At 72.9% G+C, this 19,577-nt stretch carries 18 protein-coding genes; 5 read left to right on the plus strand and 13 right to left on the minus strand.

Annotation, left to right across the window (positions count from 1 at the left end):
- Both QSK00_RS14530 and QSK00_RS14535 read right to left on the minus strand, forming a co-directional pair.
- Positions 1 to 564 (minus strand): Uma2 family endonuclease, encoded by a 564-nt coding sequence (locus QSK00_RS14530; RefSeq protein ID WP_285591779.1) that lies wholly within the window; start codon positions 562 to 564, stop codon positions 1 to 3.
- A 150-nt stretch (positions 565 to 714) separates the two neighbouring features.
- The gene (locus tag QSK00_RS14535; protein ID WP_285591780.1) at positions 715 to 2,373 is read right to left on the minus strand and encodes a S1 family peptidase; all 1,659 of its coding nucleotides are present in this window, start codon (positions 2,371 to 2,373) and stop codon (positions 715 to 717) included.
- A 240-nt stretch (positions 2,374 to 2,613) separates the two neighbouring features.
- On the opposite strand from QSK00_RS14535, the gene QSK00_RS14540 reads away from it, so the two are divergent.
- Positions 2,614 to 2,934 (plus strand): hypothetical protein, encoded by a 321-nt coding sequence (locus tag QSK00_RS14540; RefSeq protein ID WP_285591782.1) that lies wholly within the window; start codon positions 2,614 to 2,616, stop codon positions 2,932 to 2,934.
- A gap of 93 nt (positions 2,935 to 3,027) precedes the next feature.
- Here QSK00_RS14540 and glnA read toward each other — a convergent pair whose 3' ends face one another.
- Positions 3,028 to 4,449 (minus strand): type I glutamate--ammonia ligase, encoded by a 1,422-nt coding sequence (gene glnA / locus QSK00_RS14545; RefSeq protein ID WP_285591784.1) that lies wholly within the window; start codon positions 4,447 to 4,449, stop codon positions 3,028 to 3,030.
- Positions 4,450 to 4,827: 378 nt separating this feature from the next.
- On the opposite strand from glnA, the gene QSK00_RS14550 reads away from it, so the two are divergent.
- Positions 4,828 to 5,247: an RDD family protein gene (locus QSK00_RS14550; RefSeq protein ID WP_285591785.1), complete on the plus strand. Its 420-nt coding sequence runs from the start codon at positions 4,828 to 4,830 to the stop codon at positions 5,245 to 5,247.
- Positions 5,248 to 5,351: 104 nt separating this feature from the next.
- Here QSK00_RS14550 and QSK00_RS14555 read toward each other — a convergent pair whose 3' ends face one another.
- Both QSK00_RS14555 and lipA read right to left on the minus strand, forming a co-directional pair.
- Positions 5,352 to 6,095, minus strand: a complete 744-nt coding sequence (locus QSK00_RS14555; RefSeq protein ID WP_285591786.1) for a DUF4191 domain-containing protein — start codon at positions 6,093 to 6,095, stop codon at positions 5,352 to 5,354.
- Positions 6,096 to 6,120: 25 nt separating this feature from the next.
- A complete protein-coding gene (lipA, locus tag QSK00_RS14560) occupies positions 6,121 to 7,143 on the minus strand; it encodes a lipoyl synthase (protein ID WP_285591787.1) in 1,023 nt (340 codons plus the stop codon).
- A gap of 44 nt (positions 7,144 to 7,187) precedes the next feature.
- Between lipA and QSK00_RS14565 the strand changes: the two genes are divergently transcribed.
- Complete coding sequence (locus tag QSK00_RS14565; protein ID WP_285591789.1) at positions 7,188 to 8,111, plus strand: LLM class F420-dependent oxidoreductase; 924 nt, start codon at positions 7,188 to 7,190, stop codon at positions 8,109 to 8,111.
- Positions 8,112 to 8,115: 4 nt separating this feature from the next.
- Here QSK00_RS14565 and QSK00_RS14570 read toward each other — a convergent pair whose 3' ends face one another.
- The 8 genes from QSK00_RS14570 to QSK00_RS14605 form a co-directional block, all read right to left on the minus strand.
- Positions 8,116 to 8,802 carry a CAP domain-containing protein gene (locus tag QSK00_RS14570; protein ID WP_285591790.1) on the minus strand — a complete coding sequence of 229 codons (687 nt, stop codon included), beginning with the start codon at positions 8,800 to 8,802 and terminating at the stop codon, positions 8,116 to 8,118.
- Positions 8,803 to 8,968: 166 nt separating this feature from the next.
- On the minus strand, positions 8,969 to 9,469 hold the full coding sequence (locus QSK00_RS14575; protein WP_285591791.1) for a CAP domain-containing protein: 501 nt from the start codon (positions 9,467 to 9,469) through the stop codon (positions 8,969 to 8,971).
- A 94-nt stretch (positions 9,470 to 9,563) separates the two neighbouring features.
- A complete protein-coding gene (lipB, locus tag QSK00_RS14580; protein WP_285591793.1) occupies positions 9,564 to 10,298 on the minus strand; it encodes a lipoyl(octanoyl) transferase LipB in 735 nt (244 codons plus the stop codon).
- Positions 10,299 to 10,393: 95 nt separating this feature from the next.
- Positions 10,394 to 11,632 carry an NAD(P)/FAD-dependent oxidoreductase gene (locus tag QSK00_RS14585; RefSeq protein ID WP_285591795.1) on the minus strand — a complete coding sequence of 413 codons (1,239 nt, stop codon included), beginning with the start codon at positions 11,630 to 11,632 and terminating at the stop codon, positions 10,394 to 10,396.
- A complete protein-coding gene (locus tag QSK00_RS14590) occupies positions 11,629 to 12,516 on the minus strand; it encodes a TIGR01777 family oxidoreductase (protein ID WP_285591797.1) in 888 nt (295 codons plus the stop codon). The genes QSK00_RS14585 and QSK00_RS14590 overlap by 4 nt, the downstream gene beginning before the upstream one ends.
- A 226-nt stretch (positions 12,517 to 12,742) precedes the next feature.
- Complete coding sequence (gene sucB / locus QSK00_RS14595; protein WP_285591798.1) at positions 12,743 to 14,722, minus strand: 2-oxoglutarate dehydrogenase, E2 component, dihydrolipoamide succinyltransferase; 1,980 nt, start codon at positions 14,720 to 14,722, stop codon at positions 12,743 to 12,745.
- Between the two features lie 37 nt (positions 14,723 to 14,759).
- The gene (gene lpdA / locus QSK00_RS14600; protein ID WP_285591799.1) at positions 14,760 to 16,142 is read right to left on the minus strand and encodes a dihydrolipoyl dehydrogenase; all 1,383 of its coding nucleotides are present in this window, start codon (positions 16,140 to 16,142) and stop codon (positions 14,760 to 14,762) included.
- Positions 16,143 to 16,300: 158 nt separating this feature from the next.
- Complete coding sequence (locus tag QSK00_RS14605; RefSeq protein WP_285591801.1) at positions 16,301 to 17,863, minus strand: leucyl aminopeptidase; 1,563 nt, start codon at positions 17,861 to 17,863, stop codon at positions 16,301 to 16,303.
- A 90-nt stretch (positions 17,864 to 17,953) separates the two neighbouring features.
- Here QSK00_RS14605 and gcvT point away from each other — a divergent pair, with 90 nt between their 5' ends.
- Positions 17,954 to 19,075, plus strand: coding sequence for a glycine cleavage system aminomethyltransferase GcvT (gene gcvT, locus QSK00_RS14610; RefSeq protein ID WP_285591803.1), 1,122 nt, complete (start codon positions 17,954 to 17,956; stop codon positions 19,073 to 19,075).
- Between the two features lie 7 nt (positions 19,076 to 19,082).
- Positions 19,083 to 19,574 (plus strand): cupin domain-containing protein, encoded by a 492-nt coding sequence (locus tag QSK00_RS14615; RefSeq protein WP_285591804.1) that lies wholly within the window; start codon positions 19,083 to 19,085, stop codon positions 19,572 to 19,574.
- The last annotated feature ends 3 nt before the right edge of the window (positions 19,575 to 19,577 follow it).

Consider the following 19,577-nt stretch of genomic DNA (forward strand, 5'->3'; position numbering starts at 1 on the left):
TCAGCGGGCCAGGTGCGGCAGGTCGAGCGTCGCGTGGAACGGCTCGGCCAGCTCGACGACGGGTCCGCGCGCGACCTCGCGGTAGGCGCCGTCGACGAGTTCGTGCAGGTGCCCGACCGGGCCCTCCTGCTCCACTCGCAGGTACCAGCGGATGCCGGCCTCGGCGTAGAGACGGGGCTTGAGCATGCGGTCGTACGCGGCGTTCCCCGGGCTCACCACCTCGATGACGAGCACGGCGAGCGATGCATCGTCGATCATGGCATCGAGGTCCGTGGTGCCCGCGACGAGCGCCACGTCCGGGATCAGGACACGGTCAGGAGCCAACCGCAGGTTGGGCTCCGTGAGGACCCGCTGCTCGGGCGGAGCCGCCGCGTCCAGCACGGCGCACAGCCGGAAGATCAGCACTCCGTGTCGGGGCCGTCCCGAGGGACTCATCACGAGGGCACCGTCGACGAGCTCGACGTTCGGACTCTCCGGAAGCGCGAGCCAGTCCCGCTCGGTCCAGGGCTCGGAGTGGTGGAGGAAGCCGGGGGCCTCCTCCTCCTCCTGCTGCGGTGCGGCCACGGTGCGCCTCCCTCACTGCGGGTGGTCCGTGCCGGTCATGGTCGCACCCTCGCAGCGACCCCCGACAGTCTCGTGGGACCCGGACGCGCGGACGGGCCGCCCGGCAGCAGCCGGACGGCCCGTCGTCGTGCGGGGTGGATCAGCGGTGGATCAGGCGAGCCCCACCCCGCAGCCGCCGCAGAAGCGGGCGCCGGCGGCGCGGGCGGCGCCGCAGTTCGGGCAGTGGCCCGGCCCGCTGTGGTGCTCGACCGCGGGTGCCGCCGGGACCTCCGTGGCCGGCGTCGGGAAGCCCGACGGCGGGGTCGCGAGGGCGACGGCCGGGGCCTCCGGGGCGGCTGCAGGTGCCTCGTGCCGCGGGGCGGTGGGGGCAGCCGGGGCGGTCGGGGCGACCGGCGCCGGGAACCCGACGGGCGGCGAGGCGGGCGCGGCCGGCATCGGGCCGGACTGGCCGAACGGGGCGGCACCGAAGCCGGCGGGTGCCTGCTGGGGGACCTGCGGGCCGTACTGCTGGTACTGCTGCTGGTACTGCGGCGTGGCCGCGGGGTTCTGCTGCAGCGGCACCTGGTAGCCGGCCGGCAGCCCGAAGCCGGGCTGGGTCAGGTCGACCGGACCGGCGGCGACGGGAGCCCGACGACGGCGGACCACGAGGGCGACGACGCCGCCGCCGAGCGCCAGCACGAGGAGCGTGCCGCCACCGATCAGACCCCAGCCGAGCAGGCCCAGGCCCGTGTCACCGAACTGGTCGTGCGCCTGCACGGCCCGGTTCTTGTAGTCCACGACGGCCTTGTTGCCCGGGGCGACCGCGAGGACCTGGTCGAACTGCTCGATCGCGTCGGAGTAGTAGCCCTGGTAGTAGAGGTCCAGACCGTTCCGGTAGGCGGTGTCGACGGGGCTCGGGGCGTTGGGGACGCCGTTGCGGGCCATCATCTCGGCGATCCGGGAGGACGGGGCGATGAAGTTGAACGAGTTGCCGCCGTCACCGGTGGCCTGGCTGTTGATGCCGATGACCTGGCCCTGCTGGTTGACCGTGGGGCCGCCGCTCATGCCGTGGCCCATCTCGGTGGTCACCTCGGTGTAGGAGATGCCGTCCTGGGTCTGCTGGGAGCTGACCGCGCCCTCCTTCCAGGTGGGCGTCATGCTCGGGTCCATGGCGTCGTCCCGGGCGCCGGGGTAGCCCATCGACATCACCGGGGTGCCGGTCGGCGCCGGGCCGCCCGGGGCCACCTCGACGCTGATCATGTTGTGGCCGTCCACCTTGAGCAGGGCCGTGTCGCCCTTGTTGTAGGCCTGGTAGTCGACGACCTTGGCGTCCATCGGCTTGTCGCCGGGGTTGGCGGTGGCGGGCAGCACCTGGACGGTGATGGCCGGCGCGGAGTTCCCGGTGCCGTCGACGAAGACGAAGTCCTGCAGGTAGGTGTACATCGCGTTGGCGTCGTAGCCCGCGGCGCCGTACTCGTTGGCGACCGTGATGCGGGCCTGCATGGCCATCATGGCCGGGTCCACGCAGTGGCCGGCGGTGGCGATCCAGCCGTCGGAGGAGACGGTGAAGCCGGTGCAGCCGACCGAGAAGGCGTCGACGCGGGCGTACTCACCGGTGTTCGGGTTGACGAGGAGGCCCTGCGCCGAGGTGATCTGGAGGCGGTCGACGGCGGGGATCACCTCGCCGCTGACCCGCTCCGCGATCGGTGCCCGGGTCGGATCGGGGCCACCCCCGCCATCCTGGGCCAGGGCTGGGGGTGCGGTGGCGAGCAGCGCGGCGCCGGCGACGGCGACGGTGGCGAGTGCGGACTTCCAGGACGGACGACGCATGACGAGCTCCTCACACTGAGTGACTTCTTCTGGTCCGGTGAGCGAGTGCTTCACCTGTGTGGACCGCCATAGAGTCACACAGCGTGCGTATCAGGGCAAGAGTTCGACGGCCAGTTCGCGGATTTATGTCGAAGATTGACAGTTCTCGCGGCTGATGGTCACGCTCCGTCGATCGCTACGCCGGGTGATGTGGGCGGGTCGGCTGGCGCGAGGACGGGGCCACAAGTCATCATCGAACACGTGTTCGAGGAGCGTGGGCCGGCGCAGCGGCGGAACGACCGCTCGGGCGCCCTGCAGCGCACGGAGGTGCGTCGGGTCTGGGTCGACCTCGCCGTGGCCTACCCGCGGCCGACCGGCCGGCCGCCCCGGGCGGTGCCCGACGGGGTCGACCTCCAGAGCCGCGTCCCGGGCGAGCTCCTCGGGTGGCGCCGGACCACGACGGGGGAGTGGGTCGGCTGGGTCTGCGTGCCCATCAGCCAGGGTGAGGAGATCCGGTACGTCTACCAGTACGTGGCCGCCGCGGCGCTCTCCCCGCGGGAGGACCTGCGGGACCGGCGGTAGGACCAGGCACCGACCCGTCGTCGGGAACGGCCGGACAACGCAGAACGGCCCGGCCCCCGCGCGGGGACCGGGCCGTTCCGTGCGGCTGCCGGATCAGCAGTTGTAGTACAGCTCGAACTCGTACGGGTGCGGGCGCAGCCGCAGGCCCGTGACGTCGTCGCGCTTGAGCTCGATCCACTTCTCGATCAGGTCGGACGTGAACACGCCGCCCTCGAGCAGGTAGTCGTGGTCGGCCTCGAGGTTGTTCACCGCGGCGTCGAGGCTGGCCGGCACCTGCGCGATGTTGGCGGCCTCCTCCGGCGGGAGCTCGTAGAGGTCCTTGTCGACCGGCGTCGGCGGCTCGATCTTGTTCCGGATGCCGTCGAGGCCCGCCATCATCATGGCCGCGAACGACAGGTACGGGTTGCCCGACGAGTCGGGGCAGCGGAACTCGAGGCGCTTGGCCTTCGGGTTGTTGCCCGTGATCGGGATGCGCACACAGGCGGAGCGGTTGCGGTTCGAGTAGACCAGGTTGATCGGGGCCTCGAAGCCGGGCACCAGGCGGTGGTACGAGTTCGCCGTGGCGTTGGTGAACGCCACGAGCGACGGCGCGTGGTGCAGGATGCCGCCGATGTAGTGGCGGGCGAGGTCCGAGAGCCCGGCGTAGCCGTTCTCGTCGTAGAACAGCGGCTCGCCACCCTTGAACAGCGACTGGTGGCAGTGCATGCCCGAGCCGTTGTCGCCGGCGATCGGCTTCGGCATGAAGGTGACGGTCTTGCCCGCCTGCCACGCCGTGTTCTTGACGATGTACTTGAACAGCTGCAGGTCGTCCGCGGCGTGCAGCAGCGTGTTGAACTTGTAGTTGATCTCGGCCTGGCCGCCGGTGCCGACCTCGTGGTGCAGCTTCTCCAGCTCGAAGCCGGAGTTGGTGAGGTTGGTGCCGATGGCGGCGCGCAGGTCCGAGGTCTGGTCGGTCGGCTCGACCGGGAAGTAGCCGCCCTTGGGGGCGATCTTGTAGCCCTTGTTGCCGCCCGGCTCGTCCCGCCCGGTGTTCCAGGCACCCTCGATCGAGTCGACCGCGTAGTACTGGGTCCGCATCGAGGACTCGTAGCGGACCTCGTCGAAGATGTAGAACTCGGCCTCGGGGCCGAAGAAGCAGGTGTCGGCGACGTCGACCGTCGACAGGAAGTTCTCCGCCTTGCGGGCCACGTTGCGCGGGTCGCGGCTGTAGGCCTCGAGCGTCAGCGGGTCGTGGACGAAGAAGTTGATGTTCAGGGTCTTCTGGGCCCGGAACGGGTCGATGCGCGACGTCGCGACGTCGGGCAGCAGCGTCATGTCCGACTCGTTGATGGTCTGGAACCCGGTGACCGACGACCCGTCGAACGCGAGGCCGTCCTCGAACACGGCGTCGCCGAACTCCGAGGCGGGCACGGTGAAGTGCTGCATCTGGCCGGGGAGGTCGCAGAACCGGACGTCGACGTACTGCACCCCCTCGTCGGAGATGTACTTGAAGACCTCGTCCTTGTTGCTGAACACCCTCGCTGGCTCCTTCTCTGGCACTGTCTTCACGGTCGAGCCACCCCGCCCGGCCGGGATCGCATCACCGTTTCAGGTGAACCGGACGCTAGGCGGCGGAGGTTTCTCGCGGGTCGCACCGGTGTTTCGCAGCAGTTAACGGGCTCGCGTCACACACGGGCCCGGGGGCTCAGGGGTGATCCTGGCGACGCTGCCGTGACGCACCCCGACGGTGCGGCACCGTAGCCTGTCAGAGTGTCGTGGTTTCGTGAATGGCTCACCGACGACGGGCCTGATCGGGCGTCGAGTGGTGGTCCGGAAGGTCGCGATCGGGCGGTTCGCGAGTCGGCGCCGACACGAGCCGTGCCGAAGGCTGGGCCGAACGGGCGTCCCACGTCGGTGCGCGGCGCCACGCGGGGCCCCGAACCCGACGACGGGTACCCGGGCCGTGACCTCGGCCTCCCCGAATCGGGCCCGGGGTCGGCGGCGAGCCCTCCGGCGCGCCTGGGTCAGTTCCTGCTCGACCTGCTGATCGGTGGCGTCGTGGCCTCCGCGATCAGCTTCCCGGCGCCGCCGACGCTCAGCCTCGTGGTGTGGGCGGTGCTCGTGACGGTCCCGGTGGCGGTCATCGGGCAGACGCCCGCCATGGTGCTCACCGGCATGCGGGTGCTGCGCACCGACGGCGCCGACCGGGTGGGGCCGTGGGCGCTGGCCCGGAGCGCGTCCCTGTTCTTCGTGGTGCCCGCGGCGATCATGGACCGCGACGGCCGGGGCCTGCACGACCGGGTCAGCCGCACCGTGGTGGTGCGCTCGCGCTGAGGCACCCGGTCACGAGGGGCACGTGAGGCAGCGCCGGAGGGCGGACGGGCCTGCCTGGCGTGCGCCTCGCGGAAGGCAGGGCCGCACCCGTCGTCGGGAACCGGTCAGCGACGGCGGACCGTGCGCTGCATCCCCTTCATCTGCGCACCCTTGGGCACCGGGCCCTTGGGCATCGCGGGTCCGCCGCGGCCGGCGATGGCCGCGAGCCGCTTCTCGATGGTGTCCATCTGCGTGCGGTCGATGTTGCGGGGGAGCTTGGCCATGTGGCGCTGCAGCTTCGAGAGCTCCACCTCGCCCTCGGCGTTGCCGACCGCGACCTCGTAGATCGGCACCTGACCGGCGACGCGCGAGACCTTCTTCTTCTCCTGCGCGAGCAGGCCCTTCGTCCGGTGCGAGGCGCCCTCGGCCACGAGGACGACGCCCGGCCGGCCGATCACCCGGTGCACGACGTCGAGCTGCGTGGTCCCCGCGACGGCCTGCGTGACCCGCCACGGACCGCGCATGTTGTCCAGCGCCCACCCGGCGGCCCCGGGCTGCCCGTCGGCCTTGGCGTACACGTTGTTCTGCACCCGGCGCCCGAACACGATCATCGCGACCGCGAGGCCGAGGATGACGCCGATCGGCACCAGGTACCAGGACTGCCCCAGGAGCAGCCCGATGACGAGGAAGATCAGCGCCGTCACGACCACCGCGCCGATCATCAGCGGCAGGAGGAGCTTGTCCTCCTTGCGCTGCATCTGGAAGGCCTGCCAGATCTGCGACCAGCGCTGCTTGCGGGCAGCGCGGGCAGCCTGCTTGGCGGCCTTCTTCTCTTCCTTGGTCGCCTTACCGGCAGTGCCCTTGGCCATGCCGTCCATTCTGCCGGATGGACGCCTACGCGCGGCGCGCGAGGACCGATCCGACCTCCTGGCGCGCCTCGCCCTCGGCGGCGAGCTCCTCCATGCCCTCGGGCAGGGCCTCGCCACGGTGGAGCTTGGCCTGGGCGTAGAGCCGCCCCGCGCGGTACGACGAGCGCACCAGCGGCCCGGCCATGACCCCGGCGATCCCCATCTCCAGGGCGGCGTCGCGGTGGGAGACGAACTCCTCGGGCTTCACCCAGCGCTCCACCGGGTGGTGGCGCAGCGAGGGACGGAGGTACTGGGTCAGGGTGAGCAGGTCGCACCCGGCGTCGTGCAGGTCCTGCATCGCCGCGGTGACCTCCTCGGGGGTCTCGCCCATGCCGAGGATGAGGTTGGACTTCGTGACGAGGCCGGCGGCGCGCGCCTTGCGGATCACGTCGAGCGAGCGCTCGTAGCGGAACGCCGGACGGATGCGGCGGAAGATGCGCGGCACGGTCTCGAGGTTGTGCGCGAGCACCTCGGGGGCGGCGTCGAAGACGGGGCCGAGCTGGTCGTCCCGGTCGTCGAAGTCGGGGATCAGCAGCTCGACGCCCGTGCCCGGGTTCAGCGCGTGGACCTGGCGGACGGTCTCGGCGTAGAGCCAGGACCCGCCGTCGTCGAGGTCGTCCCGGGCGACGCCGGTGATCGTGGAGTAGCGCAGCCCCATCTGGCGCACCGACTCGGCGACCTTGCGGGGCTCGTCGCGGTCGAGCGGGGAGGGCTTCCCGGTGTCGATCTGGCAGAAGTCGCACCGCCGGGTGCACTGCTCGCCACCGATGAGGAAGGTCGCCTCGCGGTCCTCCCAGCACTCGTAGATGTTGGGGCAGCCCGCCTCCTCGCAGACGGTGGCGAGCCCGGCGGAGCGCACCATGCCCTTGAGTTCGGAGAAGTTCGGGCCGGTCTGCACGCGCGTGCGGATCCAGTCGGGCTTGCGCTCGATGGGCGTCTGCGAGTTCCGGACCTCGAGGCGGAGCAGCTTGCGTCCGGCCGGGGCCGTGGGGTCAGCGCTCGTGGTCACGGGTACCAGACTACGCCCGCTCCCTCGTTAGGCTGATCAACGCTATGGACCTCCGGATCTTCACCGAACCGCAGCAGGGCGCCACCTACGACGACCTGCTCCGCGTCGCGCGGTGCGCGGAGGAATGCCGGTTCGACGCCTTCTTCCGCTCCGACCACTACCTCGCGATGGGGGGCTCGACGGGCCTCCCGGGGCCGACCGACGCCTGGGTCACGCTCGGCGCCCTCGCCCGGGAGACGTCGACGATCCGCCTCGGCACGATGATGACCTCGGTCACCTTCCGGCTGCCCGGTCCGCTCGGCGTCGCCGTCTCGCAGGTCGACCAGATGTCCGGTGGCCGGATCGAGCTCGGCATCGGCACCGGCTGGTACGAGGCCGAGCACCACGCCTACGGCATCCCCTTCCCGACGACGGGTGCGCGCTTCGACATGCTCGGCGAGCAGCTCGAGGTGCTCACCGGGGCGTGGAACACGCCGGTCGGGCAGGGCTACACCTTCCACGGCGAGCACTACCGGTTCACCGAGAGCCCCGGGCTGCCCAAGCCGCTGCAGGACCCGCACCCCCCGATCATCATCGGCGGGACCGGACCACGCCGGACCCCGGAGCTCGCCGCCCGGTTCGCCGACGAGGTCAACGTGCCGTTCGCCCCGGTGGAGCAGGTGGCGGCCCAGCTCGGGCGGGTCCGTGACGCGTGCACGGCGGTCGGGCGCGACCCGGCGACCCTCCGGTACTCGACCGCCCAGGTGCTCTGTGCCGGCGCGAGCGAGGCGGACGTCGCGCGGCGCGCCGGCGCCCTCGGGCGCGAGCCCGACGAGCTGCGTGCCCACGGCATCGCCGGGACGGCCGCGGAGATCACCGCCCGGCTCGCGGAGTTCGCCGCCGTCGGGGTCGAGCGGGTCTACCTGCAGGTGCTCGACCTGTCCGACCTCGAGCACCTGCGGTTCGTGGCGGACGTCGGCGGCCTGTGAGCGCTCAGCGCCCGAACTCCTGCACCCAGTAGTCGTCGGACTCGCCGACGCCGAGGGTGTGGAACGAACAGTCGAGGATGTTCCGCCGGTGCCCGGGGGAGTTCATCCAGTCGTCCATGACCTCGTCGGCGCTGGTCTGACCCTGCGCGATGTTCTCCCCTCCCGGGTCGTCGTACCCGGCGGCGCGCACGCGGTCGGCGAAGTCCGAGCCGTCCGGGCCGGTGTGGGAGAAGGTGCCGGTGCGGGCCATCAGCGCCGCGTAGTCGGCGGCGGCCCGGTTCAGCGCGGCGTTGCCGGCGACCGCGCCGCAGCCCGCCTTCGTGCGTTCGGCGTTGACGAGGGCGAGGACGCGGCCGGTGGGTCCCGTCCCGACGGCGGGCGCGGCGGCGCGGGTGGTGCTGCGCCGGGTGGTCGTGCTCGTCGTCGTGGTGGTGGTCGTGCTCGCGGCCGTGGTGGTCGTCGCGGCGGGGGACGGCGGGAGCACGGGCAGGGCGGGCAGGGCGGGCGGGACGGCGAGGGGGACGGCGGGTGCCGCGACCGGCAGCGCGGCGGCGGCGCTCGCGTCCTGCACCGCGTCGGAGGAGGGCCGCAGGGTGACCACGGCGACGACGACGCCGAGCACGACGGCGGCGGCGCCGAGACCGAGGGCCAGTCGGCGCCGGCGGTCGTGCTCGAAGCGATGGAGGCCCACGGGTCGAACCTGGCAGGACGCTCAGGTCACGGGAAGGTCACGGGCCCGTGGGGCGACGAACGGCCGGTCGGGGCGGAGCGGTCGACGAGCGGTGCGGCCGTCCGGGGCAGCCGACTGCCCCGGACGCCGGGATCTCCTCTCGGCGTGCTCGGCTCTGTCGTGAGATCTAGTAGCCGAAGTCCTGCACCCAGTAGTTGCGCGTGCCCGCCAGACCGAGGCCGATGCGCGTGAACGTGCAGTTGAGGATGTTCGCGCGGTGGCCGGGGGAGTTCATCCACGCCGTCATCACGGCCTGGGCGTCCTTCTGCCCGTAGGCGATGTTCTCGCCGCCGGGGCTGGGGTAGCCCGCCGCCTTCATGCGGTCGACGAAGCTGGAGCCGTTGGCGCCGGTGTGGGAGAAGGTGCCGGTCGAGTTCATCCAGTCCGCGTGGCCCTGCGCGGCCTTCTCGGCGTAGGAGTTGCGGATCAGCGCCTTGCACCCGGCCTGCTGGCGGTACTGGTTGGTGAGGGCGAACACCTGGTTGAGCTGGGCGGCCTGGGCCGAGGTGACGGCGGCCGACGCGGCCGGCGCGAGCAAGGTCAGGCCGGCCAGGACCAGGGCCGCGACGAGCCCGGCGCCTGCACGGGCGCGGGGGTCTGCCGTGCGGTTGACGTCGTGGGGGGTCATGGCTCTCACCGTCCGTGGCGGGTCGTACGCGCACAGCGTTTCCTGACGCGACCCGCGACGAGCGGTCACCCACAGCGGCCGACCGGTCGCAAGATTACAACATCTGGACGGCGACGTTACCTACCATCAGCGTATCCGTGTCCTCCGGACGGGGGAGTGTGTGGTCACTGACGGGCAGCTCGCCGGAGAAGGCCGCCAGCATCGCGTCCGGAACGGCCGAACGGACCTCGTCCACCCCGACCCGGCGTCCGAGTTCCGCGGACAGGCTCGTCACCCCGGCGTCGGTGATCCCGCACGGCACGATCGTGCCGAACGCGGTGAGGTCGGGGTCGGCGTTGAGGGCGAAGCCGTGCAGCGTCGTCCCGCGCGCGACGCGGACCCCGATCGCGGCGATCTTGCGCTCCGGGCGCCCGCCGGCGGCGGCCAGCCACACCCCGGAGCGACCGTCGACGCGCCCGGTCTCCAGGCCGTACCCGGCGCACACCGCGATCAGTGCCTCCTCGAGACGCCGGACGTGGTCGACGACGTCGAAGGGCTGACCGAGCTTGAGGATGGGGTAGCCGACCAGCTGACCCGGCCCGTGCCACGTGATGCGCCCGCCCCGGTCCACGTCGACGACGGGCGTGCCGTCGGTCGGCCGGTCCTCGGGCTGGGTGCGCTTCCCGGCGGTGTAGACGCTCGGGTGCTCGAGCAGCATGAGCACGTCGGGCCCGGAGTCGTCGGCCCGCGCGGCGTGGTGGGCGCGCTGCTGGTCCCACGCGGCGGTGTACTCGACGGTGCCGAGGTCGAGCACCTCGACCGGCTCGCTGCTGGCGCGGTGGGAACCCATGCCGCCGAACCTACTCCGGCTCCCGTGGCAGGAACGCGTCGTTGCTGTCGCCGGGTGACAGCAACGACGCTTTCCTGCCACCGAGGCAGGACCGCTCAGCCCAGCGACGCCAACGCCGCCTGCGCCGTGCGGCGCCCGGACACGAGCGCGCCCTGCACCGACGGGGTGTCCCGGTGGTCGCCGGCCACGAACAGCCCGTCCCCGAGGTCGACCGGGCGACGCAGGCCGGGCGGGGTCGGCGGGAGCGTGGCGGGCAGCGCGCGGGGGATCTCGCGCGTCGCGAGGTGCTCCCAGTGCGCCGTGCCGGTGCCCCACACCCGCTCCAGCTCGGCGCGCAGCCGCGGCTCGGGCAGCGCCTCGCCGCCGAGCACGGTGGAGACCACGAGGTGGCGGTGGTCGGGGGAGTACGAGGGGACGGCGCCGGTCAGCACCATGGTGTTGACGATCGGGCCCCCGGTGCCGTCGAGGTGCAGCAGGCCCTGACGGGTCGGCGGCCGGTCGGTGACGTGGTAGTGGCTGGTCAGGCCGAACGTGCGGGGCGCCTCGACGCGGCCGTCGAGCAGGCCGGCGGCGTCGGTGCCCTCGGTCGCGACGATCACGGCCCCGGCCCGCACCGCCCCGTCGTCGGTGGTGACGCGACCGGGGCGGACCTCACGGACCGGCGTGTCGAGACGCACCGTGCCGGCGGGCAGTCGTGCGGCGAGGTGTGTGGTCATGGCGCCGATCCCGCGGCCCGGCAGAGTCAGGTCGCCGAGGGCGAAGGTGCGCCAGAAGAGGGACACGACCCGGGAGGACGTCTCCAGGTCACCGTCGCCGAGCACGCCCGCGAGGAACGGACGCAGGAAGCGGTCCACGTCCGCGCCGCGGAGCCCGAACCGGGCGAGATCCTCGGCGGCGGATCGCTCGGGCGCCCGGGCCTGGCGCTGCGGGGGCACGAGCACCGACCGCGCGGTGAAGCCGGCGATCCCGAGCTTCGCGCGCAGGGAGATCAGCCGGGTCAGGGCACTGCGGGGCAACCAGCTCGGCCGGCGCGCGACCCGGTGGAGCACGCCGTCGTCGGTACGGACGGCGGCGCCGGGCACGAAGGGGTGCAGGTCGAGGGCCTCGAGGTCCACCGCCGCGCGCAGCGCGGGGTAGGACGTGTTGAGGATCTGGAAGCCGCGGTCGATCAGGAAGCCGTCGACGACGTCGGTCCGCACACGCCCGCCGACCCCGTCGGAGGCCTCGCACACCAGCACCGACCGTCCGGAGCGCGCCACGGTGCGGGCGGCGTTCAGCCCCGCGAGGCCGGCGCCGACGACGAGGACGTCGACGGCGTCCGGCAGCGCACTCACTCCAGCACCGCCGCCAGCGCGGCCTGCACCGTCTGGTGCTGGAAGCGGTAGCCGTCCCGCTCCAGGACACCGGGCAGGACACGCTGGCTCACCAGCACGCCCTCGTCGGCGAACTCCCCGAGCACGGCGCGCAGGGCGAAGCCGGGGACCACCCACGGGGCGGGCCGGTGGATGGTCGCCGCCATCACCTTCGTGAACTCGCGGCAGGTGACGGGGGCGGGGCCGGTGGCGTTGAGCGGGCCGACCACCGTGTCGTGCTCGAGCGCGTGCGCGATGGCGCCGACCTCGTCGTCGAGGGAGATCCACGGCCAGTACTGCTCGCCGGAGCCCAGCCGACCGCCGAGGCCGAACTGGAAGACCGGCTTGATCGTGCCCATGAGCCCACCCGAGTGGGAGAGCACCAGCCCGGTGCGGATGGTCACCACGCGGGCGCCGGCCTCCGCGGCCGGCGCGGTGGCGTTCTCCCAGTCCCGCACGAGCTCGGCCAGGAAACCGCGGCCACGCGCCCCGGTCTCGTCCACCGCGACCTTGCCGGTGTCGCCGTAGAAGCCGACCGCCGAGCCGCTGATGAAGGTCGGGATGCCGTGGGCGGCCACGGCGCGGGCCAGCACGTCGGTGGGGATGATGCGGCTGTCGCGCAGCTCCTGCTTGTAGGCGCCCGACCAGCGCTTGTCGGCGATCCCCGCGCCGGACAGGTTGATCACCGCGTCGGCGCCGTCGAGGGCGCCGTCGTCGATCCGTCCCGACGGCGGGTCCCACCCGCGCTCGTCGGGGGCCTGCGGGGTGCGCCGCACGAGGCGGATCACCTCGTGTCCGGCGCCGCGCAGGTGGGGCACCAGGGCGGTGCCGATGAGCCCGGAGGAACCGGAGATGACGACGCGCATACCGTGATCGTCGCGGAGTCCCGGGTGTGGCGCGACCTGGACACGCTGTCCGGTTCGTCCCGCCGCTCCCGCGGGCTCCCGCGGCCTCCCGCGCCTTCCCGTGTGAGGGGAACCCTCGGCCCACGAGAGCGCTCGGATCCTCCCCTCACGTCGGAGGCGCGGCGCCCCGGAACGGGCGAAGGGCCCCGCCGCGGGTGCGACGGGGCCCTTCGAGGGACTGCTGCGATCAGACGAGCCCGAGGTCCGCCTCGAACGCACCGGCCTCGAGGCGGGCCTTCACCGACCCGAGGAACCGGGCGGCGTCGGCACCGTCGACGATGCGGTGGTCGTAGGACAGGCACAGGTAGAGCGTCGAGCGGATGGCGATCGACTCGCCGCCCTCGCTGTCGCTGACCACCACGGGCTTCTTGACGACGGCCCCGGTGCCGAGGATGCCGACCTGCGGCTGGTTGATGATCGGGGTGTCGATCAGCGCGCCGCGCGAGCCCGTGTTGGTGATCGTGAAGGTGCCGCCCGACAGCTCGTCCGGGGAGATCTTGTTGTCCCGCGTCCGCTGGGCGACGTCGGCGATCTTGCGGGCCAGTCCTCCGAGGTTGAGGTCCCCGGCGTCGTGGATGACCGGCACGATCAGCCCGGCCGGCGAGTCCACGGCGATGCCGAGGTGCTCGGAACCGTGGTAGGTGACCTCGCCCTTCTCCGTGTCGATCATGGCGTTGACCTGCGGGTGCGCCTTGAGCGCCTCCACGGTGGCCACCGCCATGAACGGCAGGAAGGACAGCTTGACGCCCTCGCGGCGCTCGAAGTCGGCCTTCGCCCGGTCGCGCAGGCGGGCGATCCGGGTGACGTCGGCCTCGACCACCGTCGTGAGCTGCGCGGAGGTCTGCAGCGACTCCACCATGCGCTTGGCGATGGTCGCGCGGCGCCGGGAGAGCTTCTGGGTGGTGCCGCGCAAGCCGGAGTCGTCCGGCGTCGGGATGTTGGAGTTGCGGGCCGCCGCCGGCTTCTGCACCTCGCCGCCGTGCACCGCGCCCTGCGACCCGTCGGACGGGGTCGCGGCCGGCTCGTCCGCCGAGGGAGCGGCGGAGGCCTGCTTCTGCGCGGCCTCCTGCTCCTCGGCCGCGGCGACCACGTCCTGCTTGCGGATACGGCCGCCGACCCCGGTGCCCGAGACCGACGACAGGTCGACCCCGCGCTCCTGGGCGAGCTTGCGCACCAGCGGCGTGACGTAGGGCGACCCCGCCGTCTCGCCGCCACCCGTGCCGTTGGACGGTGCGCCGCCGGACTCCAGCGATCCCGCGTTCGCCGGGCCACTCGGGCCCGCGGGCTGCTCGGTCTCGTGCGAGACGTAGTCGTCGGCCCCGGAGGCCGCCACCGCGCCGTTCGAGCTCTCGGCCGTGTTCGACCCGTCCGAGGCCGCCGGCTGCGACTCGGGCTCGGGCTGCTGCTGCTCCTGCCGCGGCTCAGGCTCGGACTGCGTGTCCGACGACGACTGCGCGTCGGGCCCCGACTGCTCCTCGGGCTGCGCCGACCCGCCGCCGGAGCCGCCCCCCGCCGAGCCGTCGCCGACCACCGCGAGCGCCCCGCCGACCTCGACGGTGTCGTCCTCGTTCGCCTTGATCTCGAGCAGCGTGCCCGCGACCGGCGACGGGATCTCGGTGTCGACCTTGTCCGTGGACACCTCGAGCAGCGGCTCGTCGACCTCGACGGAGTCGCCGACCTGCTTGAGCCAGCGGGTGATCGTGCCCTCGGTGACCGACTCGCCGAGCGCCGGCATCTCGATCGTCGTCCCGGAACCCCCGCCGGAGCCGCCCCCGGACCCGCCGGAGCTGCTGCCGCCGGACGACGCCTGGGCCGGCTCCGGCTCGGGCTCCGACTGCGGCTCGGGCTCGGGCTCGGGCTCGGGCTCCGGCTCGGACTGCGCCTCGGCCTGCCCACCCCCGGAGCCGCCGGAGTCTCCCGAGTCGCCGTCACCGTCGCCGATGACCGCGAGGTCACCGCCGATCTCGACGGTGTCGTCCTCGTTCGCGACGATCCGCTGCAGGATGCCCGCCTGCGGCGAGGGGATCTCGGTGTCGACCTTGTCCGTCGACACCTCCAGCAGGGGCTCGTCGACCTCGACGTGGTCGCCCTCCTGCTTCAGCCACCGGGTGATGGTGCCCTCGGTGACGCTCTCGCCGAGAGCAGGCATCTGGACGGTGTAGGCCATCGTGCTCGGTACTCCCTTACGAAACCGGTGTGGGCGATCAGCCGTGCGCGTGCAGGGGCTTGCCGGCGAGGGCCAGGTGCGCCTCGCCGAACGCCTCGTTCTGCGTGGGGTGGGCGTGGACGAGGTTCGCGACCTCGACCGGCAGAGCCTCCCAGTTGTAGACCAGCTGCGCCTCCCCGACGAGCTCGCCGATCCGCGCGCCGATCATGTGCACGCCGACCACCGGGGCGTCGTCGCCCGTGCCGCCCTTGACCAGCTTGATGGCGCCGGCGGTGCGCAGGATCTGCGACTTGCCGTTGCCCGCGAGGTCGTAGGTGGTGGTGACGACCTCGCCGTAGGCCTCCTTGGCCTGGGCCTCGGTGAGGCCGACCGACGCGATCTCGGGCTCGCAGTAGGTGACCCGCGGGATACCCGTCTCGTCGATGACCGGCGGGTTGAGTCCCGCGATCTCCTCGGCGACGAAGATGCCCTGCTGGAAGCCGCGGTGCGCGAGCTGCAGACCGGGGACGATGTCGCCGACGGCGTAGACCGAGCCCACGCCGGTGCGCAGCCGCTCGTCGGTGCGGACGAACCCGCGGTCGAGGGTGACGCCCTGCTCCTCGTAGCCGAGGTCGGCGGTGTTGGGGCCGCGGCCCACGGCGACGAGCAGGAGGTCGGCCTCGATCTGCTCGCCGTTCTCCAGGCTGATCGTCACGGCGTCGGCGGTCTGCTCGACGCCGGTGAACTTCGTGCCGATCTTGAAGGCGATCTTGCGCTTGCGGAACTGGCGCTCGAGCTGCTTGGAGAGGAACTCGTCCTCGTTGGGCACCAGGTGCGGCAGGGCCTCGACGATGGTGACCTCGGATCCGAACGACTTCCAGACGCTCGCGAACTCGCATCCGATGACGCCGCCGCCGAGCACGACCACGCGGTCGGGCACGTAGTCGAGGTTGATCGCCTCGGTGGAGGTGATCACGCGGCCACCGAGCTCGAGGCCGGGCAGGGTCTTCGAGTACGAGCCGGACGCGAGCACGACGTTGCGGCCGGTGTAGCGCTGGCCGTCGACCTCGACGGTGTCCTGCCCGACGAGGCGGCCGTGGCCCTCGATCATGGTGACCTTGCGGGACTTCACCAGCCCCTGCAGGCCCTTGTAGAGCTTCGCGACGACGCCGTCCTTGTAGGAGTTCACGCCGCTCATGTCGATGCCCGACAGGGAGCTCTTCACCCCGATCTGCTCGCCCTCACGGGCGTTGTCGGCCACCTCGGCGGCGTGCAGCAGCGCCTTCGTGGGGATGCAGCCCCGGTGCAGACAGGTACCGCCGAGCTTGTCCTGCTCGACGAGGGCGACCGAGAGCCCCAGCTGCGCCGCGCGCAACGCGCAGGCGTAACCACCGGAACCTCCGCCCAGGATGAGGACGTCGTAGGTGTCGCTCTCGCTCAACTCACTTCTCCCGCGTCGGCGTGTGACGTGCGACGTTCCCGACGGCAGGTGTGGGCCGTCCGGGAACCACCGGCTCCGTCCGTCGAGAACCCGTGTCGGAGCCGGTCGCTGCTGACCATCCTTCCACCGCGGGCAAACCGGCCGCCCACGTGATCGTCCTAGCCGTGCGCGGCCACGTCCGCGAGCACCGCGGCGAGCGTGCGCACGGGCATCCCGGTGCCCCCGCGCGGGGTGTAGCCGTGCGGTCCGCCGGTGTTGAACGCCGGGCCGGCCACGTCGACGTGGGCCCACGGCACGCCGTCGGCGACGAACTCGCGCAGGAACAGGCCCGCCGCGAGCATCCCGCCGAAGCGGTGGTTGGTGACGTTCGCGATGTCGGCCACCCGTGAGTCGAGGTCGCCGCGCAGCTCCTCGGGCAGCGGCATGGCCCACGCGCCCTCGCCGACCGACGCCGCGGCCGCCGTCACGCGGTCGCGGAAGGCGTCCTGGCCCATGATCCCCGCGGTCCGCGAGCCCAGGGCCACGACCTGTGCGCCCGTGAGCGTGGAGGTCTCCACCAGGTAGTCCGGGGCGTCCTCGCAGGCCCGCACGATGGCGTCGGCCAGGATCAGCCGGCCCTCGGCGTCGGTGTTGAGGACCTCGACGGTCTTGCCGCCGTACATCGCGAGCACGTCGCCGGGGCGGTAGGCGGTGCCCGAGGGCATGTTCTCGGCCATCGGCACCCACGCGCTCACGTTGACCGCGAGGTCCAGCTCGGCGGCGAGGCAGGTCGCGGCGATCACGCAGGCGGCCCCGGACATGTCCGAGGTCATGTGGTCCATGTTCGCGGCAGGCTTGATCGAGATGCCGCCGGTGTCGAACGTGATGCCCTTGCCGATCAGCGCGACGGTGCGCGTGGCGTCGGGGTGGGTGTGGGTCAGGTGAACGAGCCGCGGCGGCCGCGACGAGCCACCGCCGACCCCGAGCACCCCGCCGTACCCGCCCTCGGCCAGCTGCGCGTCGTCGAGCACCTCCACCCCGAGCCCCACGGACTCGGCCAGCTCGGTGGCGCGGCGGGCGAACTCCGCCGGGTACAGGTCGTTCGGCGGGGTGTTGATCAGGTCGCGCGCCGCGCACACGGCCCGCGCGGTCATCGCGGCGTCGGCCAGGGTGGCCCGCTCGCGCTCCGGGGCACCGCCGCTGCCGTGCGGGGAACCCAGGAAGTGGACCGACCGCGCCGGGCCGTCGTCGGCGGTGCGGTACTCGGTGAAGGAGTAGGCGCCCAGCACCGTGCCCTCCACGGCCGCGGCGAGGTCGAGCGCGGAGAGCGTCGTCCCGATCGTCGTCGCGTTCTTCGGCAGGGCCCGTGCGGCGGCGCCCGAGGCCCGGCGCACCTGCTCGGCCACGTCCGGGCCGCCCTGCAGCCCCGCGGGCGCCGACTCCGGCCCCAGACCCACCGCGAGCAGCACCGGCGACGTGATCGCCCCCCGCGTCGGGACCTTGACGACCTCCTCGGCCTTGCCCGTGGCCCCCGTCAGGGCCAGCAGCGACGCGAGCTCGCCGGAGAAGGCGGCGTCGACGTCCTGCGCGCCGACCAGCACCGGGGCGACCGGCTCGTCGGCGTCCCCGGTGGAGCCCCCGTCGCCCGCCGCGGCCCCCGGGCGCAGACCGACGACGAGCACGTCGACGACCGCCCCCGCCGCCTGGGCGTCGCTGAGTTCGAGGTCGGGCAGGGTAGTCACGATCGGTGCGCCTCCGGTGCTGCTGGTGGACTGTGATCGCATGCTAGGACGACCCCCCGACAGCGTGCCGTGCCGTACGGTCCCGGACCCGTGACCGCACAGCGACAGGACCTGCGCCGGAGCCCCCTGCACGCCCGCCACGAGGCCCTCGGGGCCACGTTCGCGCCGTTCGGCGGCTGGGAGATGCCCGTCCAGTACTCCGGCACGGTCGCGGAGCACACGGCCACCCGCGAGGCCGTCGGCCTGTTCGACGTCAGCCACCTCGGCAAGGTGCGGATCACCGGACCGGGCGCGGCGGGGTTCGTCGACCGGTGCCTGACCAACGACCTCGGCCGCATCGTTCCCGGCAAGGCCCAGTACACGCTGTGCTGCGCCGAGGACGGCGGCGTCGTCGACGACCTGATCCTCTACCTGGTCGGCGACGACGAGGTCTTCGCGGTGCCGAACGCCGCGAACTCCGCGGGCGTCGGCCGGCAGCTCGCCGCGGTGGCGCCGGAGGGGATCACGGTGACCGACGAGCACGACGCGCACGTCGTGCTCGCCGTCCAGGGCCCGTCGTCGCGCACCGTCCTCGCGGAGACCGGCGTGCTGCCGGACACCGGGGACGTCGACCTCGACTACATGGCCTTCGTCGACAGCACCTGGGAGGACCGGGAGATCCGCGTCTGCCGTACGGGCTACACCGGCGAGCACGGCTACGAGCTCATCGCGCCCGCGGAGGTCGCCGGGACGCTGTGGGACGCGCTCGCGGCGGTCGTCGCCGAGCAGGGCGGCCTGCCCGCCGGGCTGGGCGCCCGCGACACGCTGCGCACCGAGGCCGGGCTGCCGCTGCACGGCCAGGACCTCGGCCCGGAGATCACGCCCGTCCAGGCCCGGGTCGGCTTCGCGGTCGGGTGGAAGAAGGAGGAGTTCTGGGGGCGGGAGGCGCTGCTCGCCGAGCGCGAGCGGGGTCCCCGACGGCGGGCGTGGGGGCTCAAGGCGTCCGGGCGCGGCGTCCCGCGTGCACACATGACGGTGAAGCTGGGGGAGACCCCGGTGGGGGAGACGACCTCGGGCACCTTCTCGCCGACGCTGCGGACCGGGATCGCGCTCGCCCTGCTGGACACTGCCGCAGGCCTCTCCGAGGGTGACCTGGTCAGCGTCGACATCCGTGGCCGCGCGCTCGAGTGCGAGGTCGTGGCGCCGCCCTTCGTCGCCTCCCACGTGCGGTGAGTCCCCGATGAGCTTCCCGAGCCACCCCGACGCCGCGCCCGGCGTCTACCGCTTCCGCGACGACGCCGAGGTCGCCGGGCCGGCCCGCTTCACCGCACCCGGGACGACCGTCGGGGGAGGCTTCGGGCTCTTCGAGTCCGCGGCCGTCCCGGGCCGGGTGGGCGCGGTCCCGCACTACCACCAGGGGTTCTCGGAGTCGTTCTGGGTGGTCTCCGGGCGGCTCGCGGTGATGAGCGGCGAGGACTGGCGGACCCTCGGCGAGGGCGACTTCGCGCACGTCCCGGTCAACGGGGTGCACGCCTTCCGGGCGGTGGGCGACGACGTGGCGCGCTTCCTCATCCTGTTCGTGCCCGGCGCTCCGCGCGAGGAGTACTTCCGCCGTCTCGCGGAGTGCCTCGAACGGGGCGCGTCCGCCGAGGAGATCGACGCGATGGCGGCCGAGTGCGACCAGGTCAACCTGCGCGACTGGCCCGCGTACGGCCGGCGTGAGGAGCTGTGACCC

Source organism: Actinomycetospora sp. NBRC 106378, from assembly GCF_030269685.1.
Taxonomy (GTDB): domain Bacteria; phylum Actinomycetota; class Actinomycetes; order Mycobacteriales; family Pseudonocardiaceae; genus Actinomycetospora.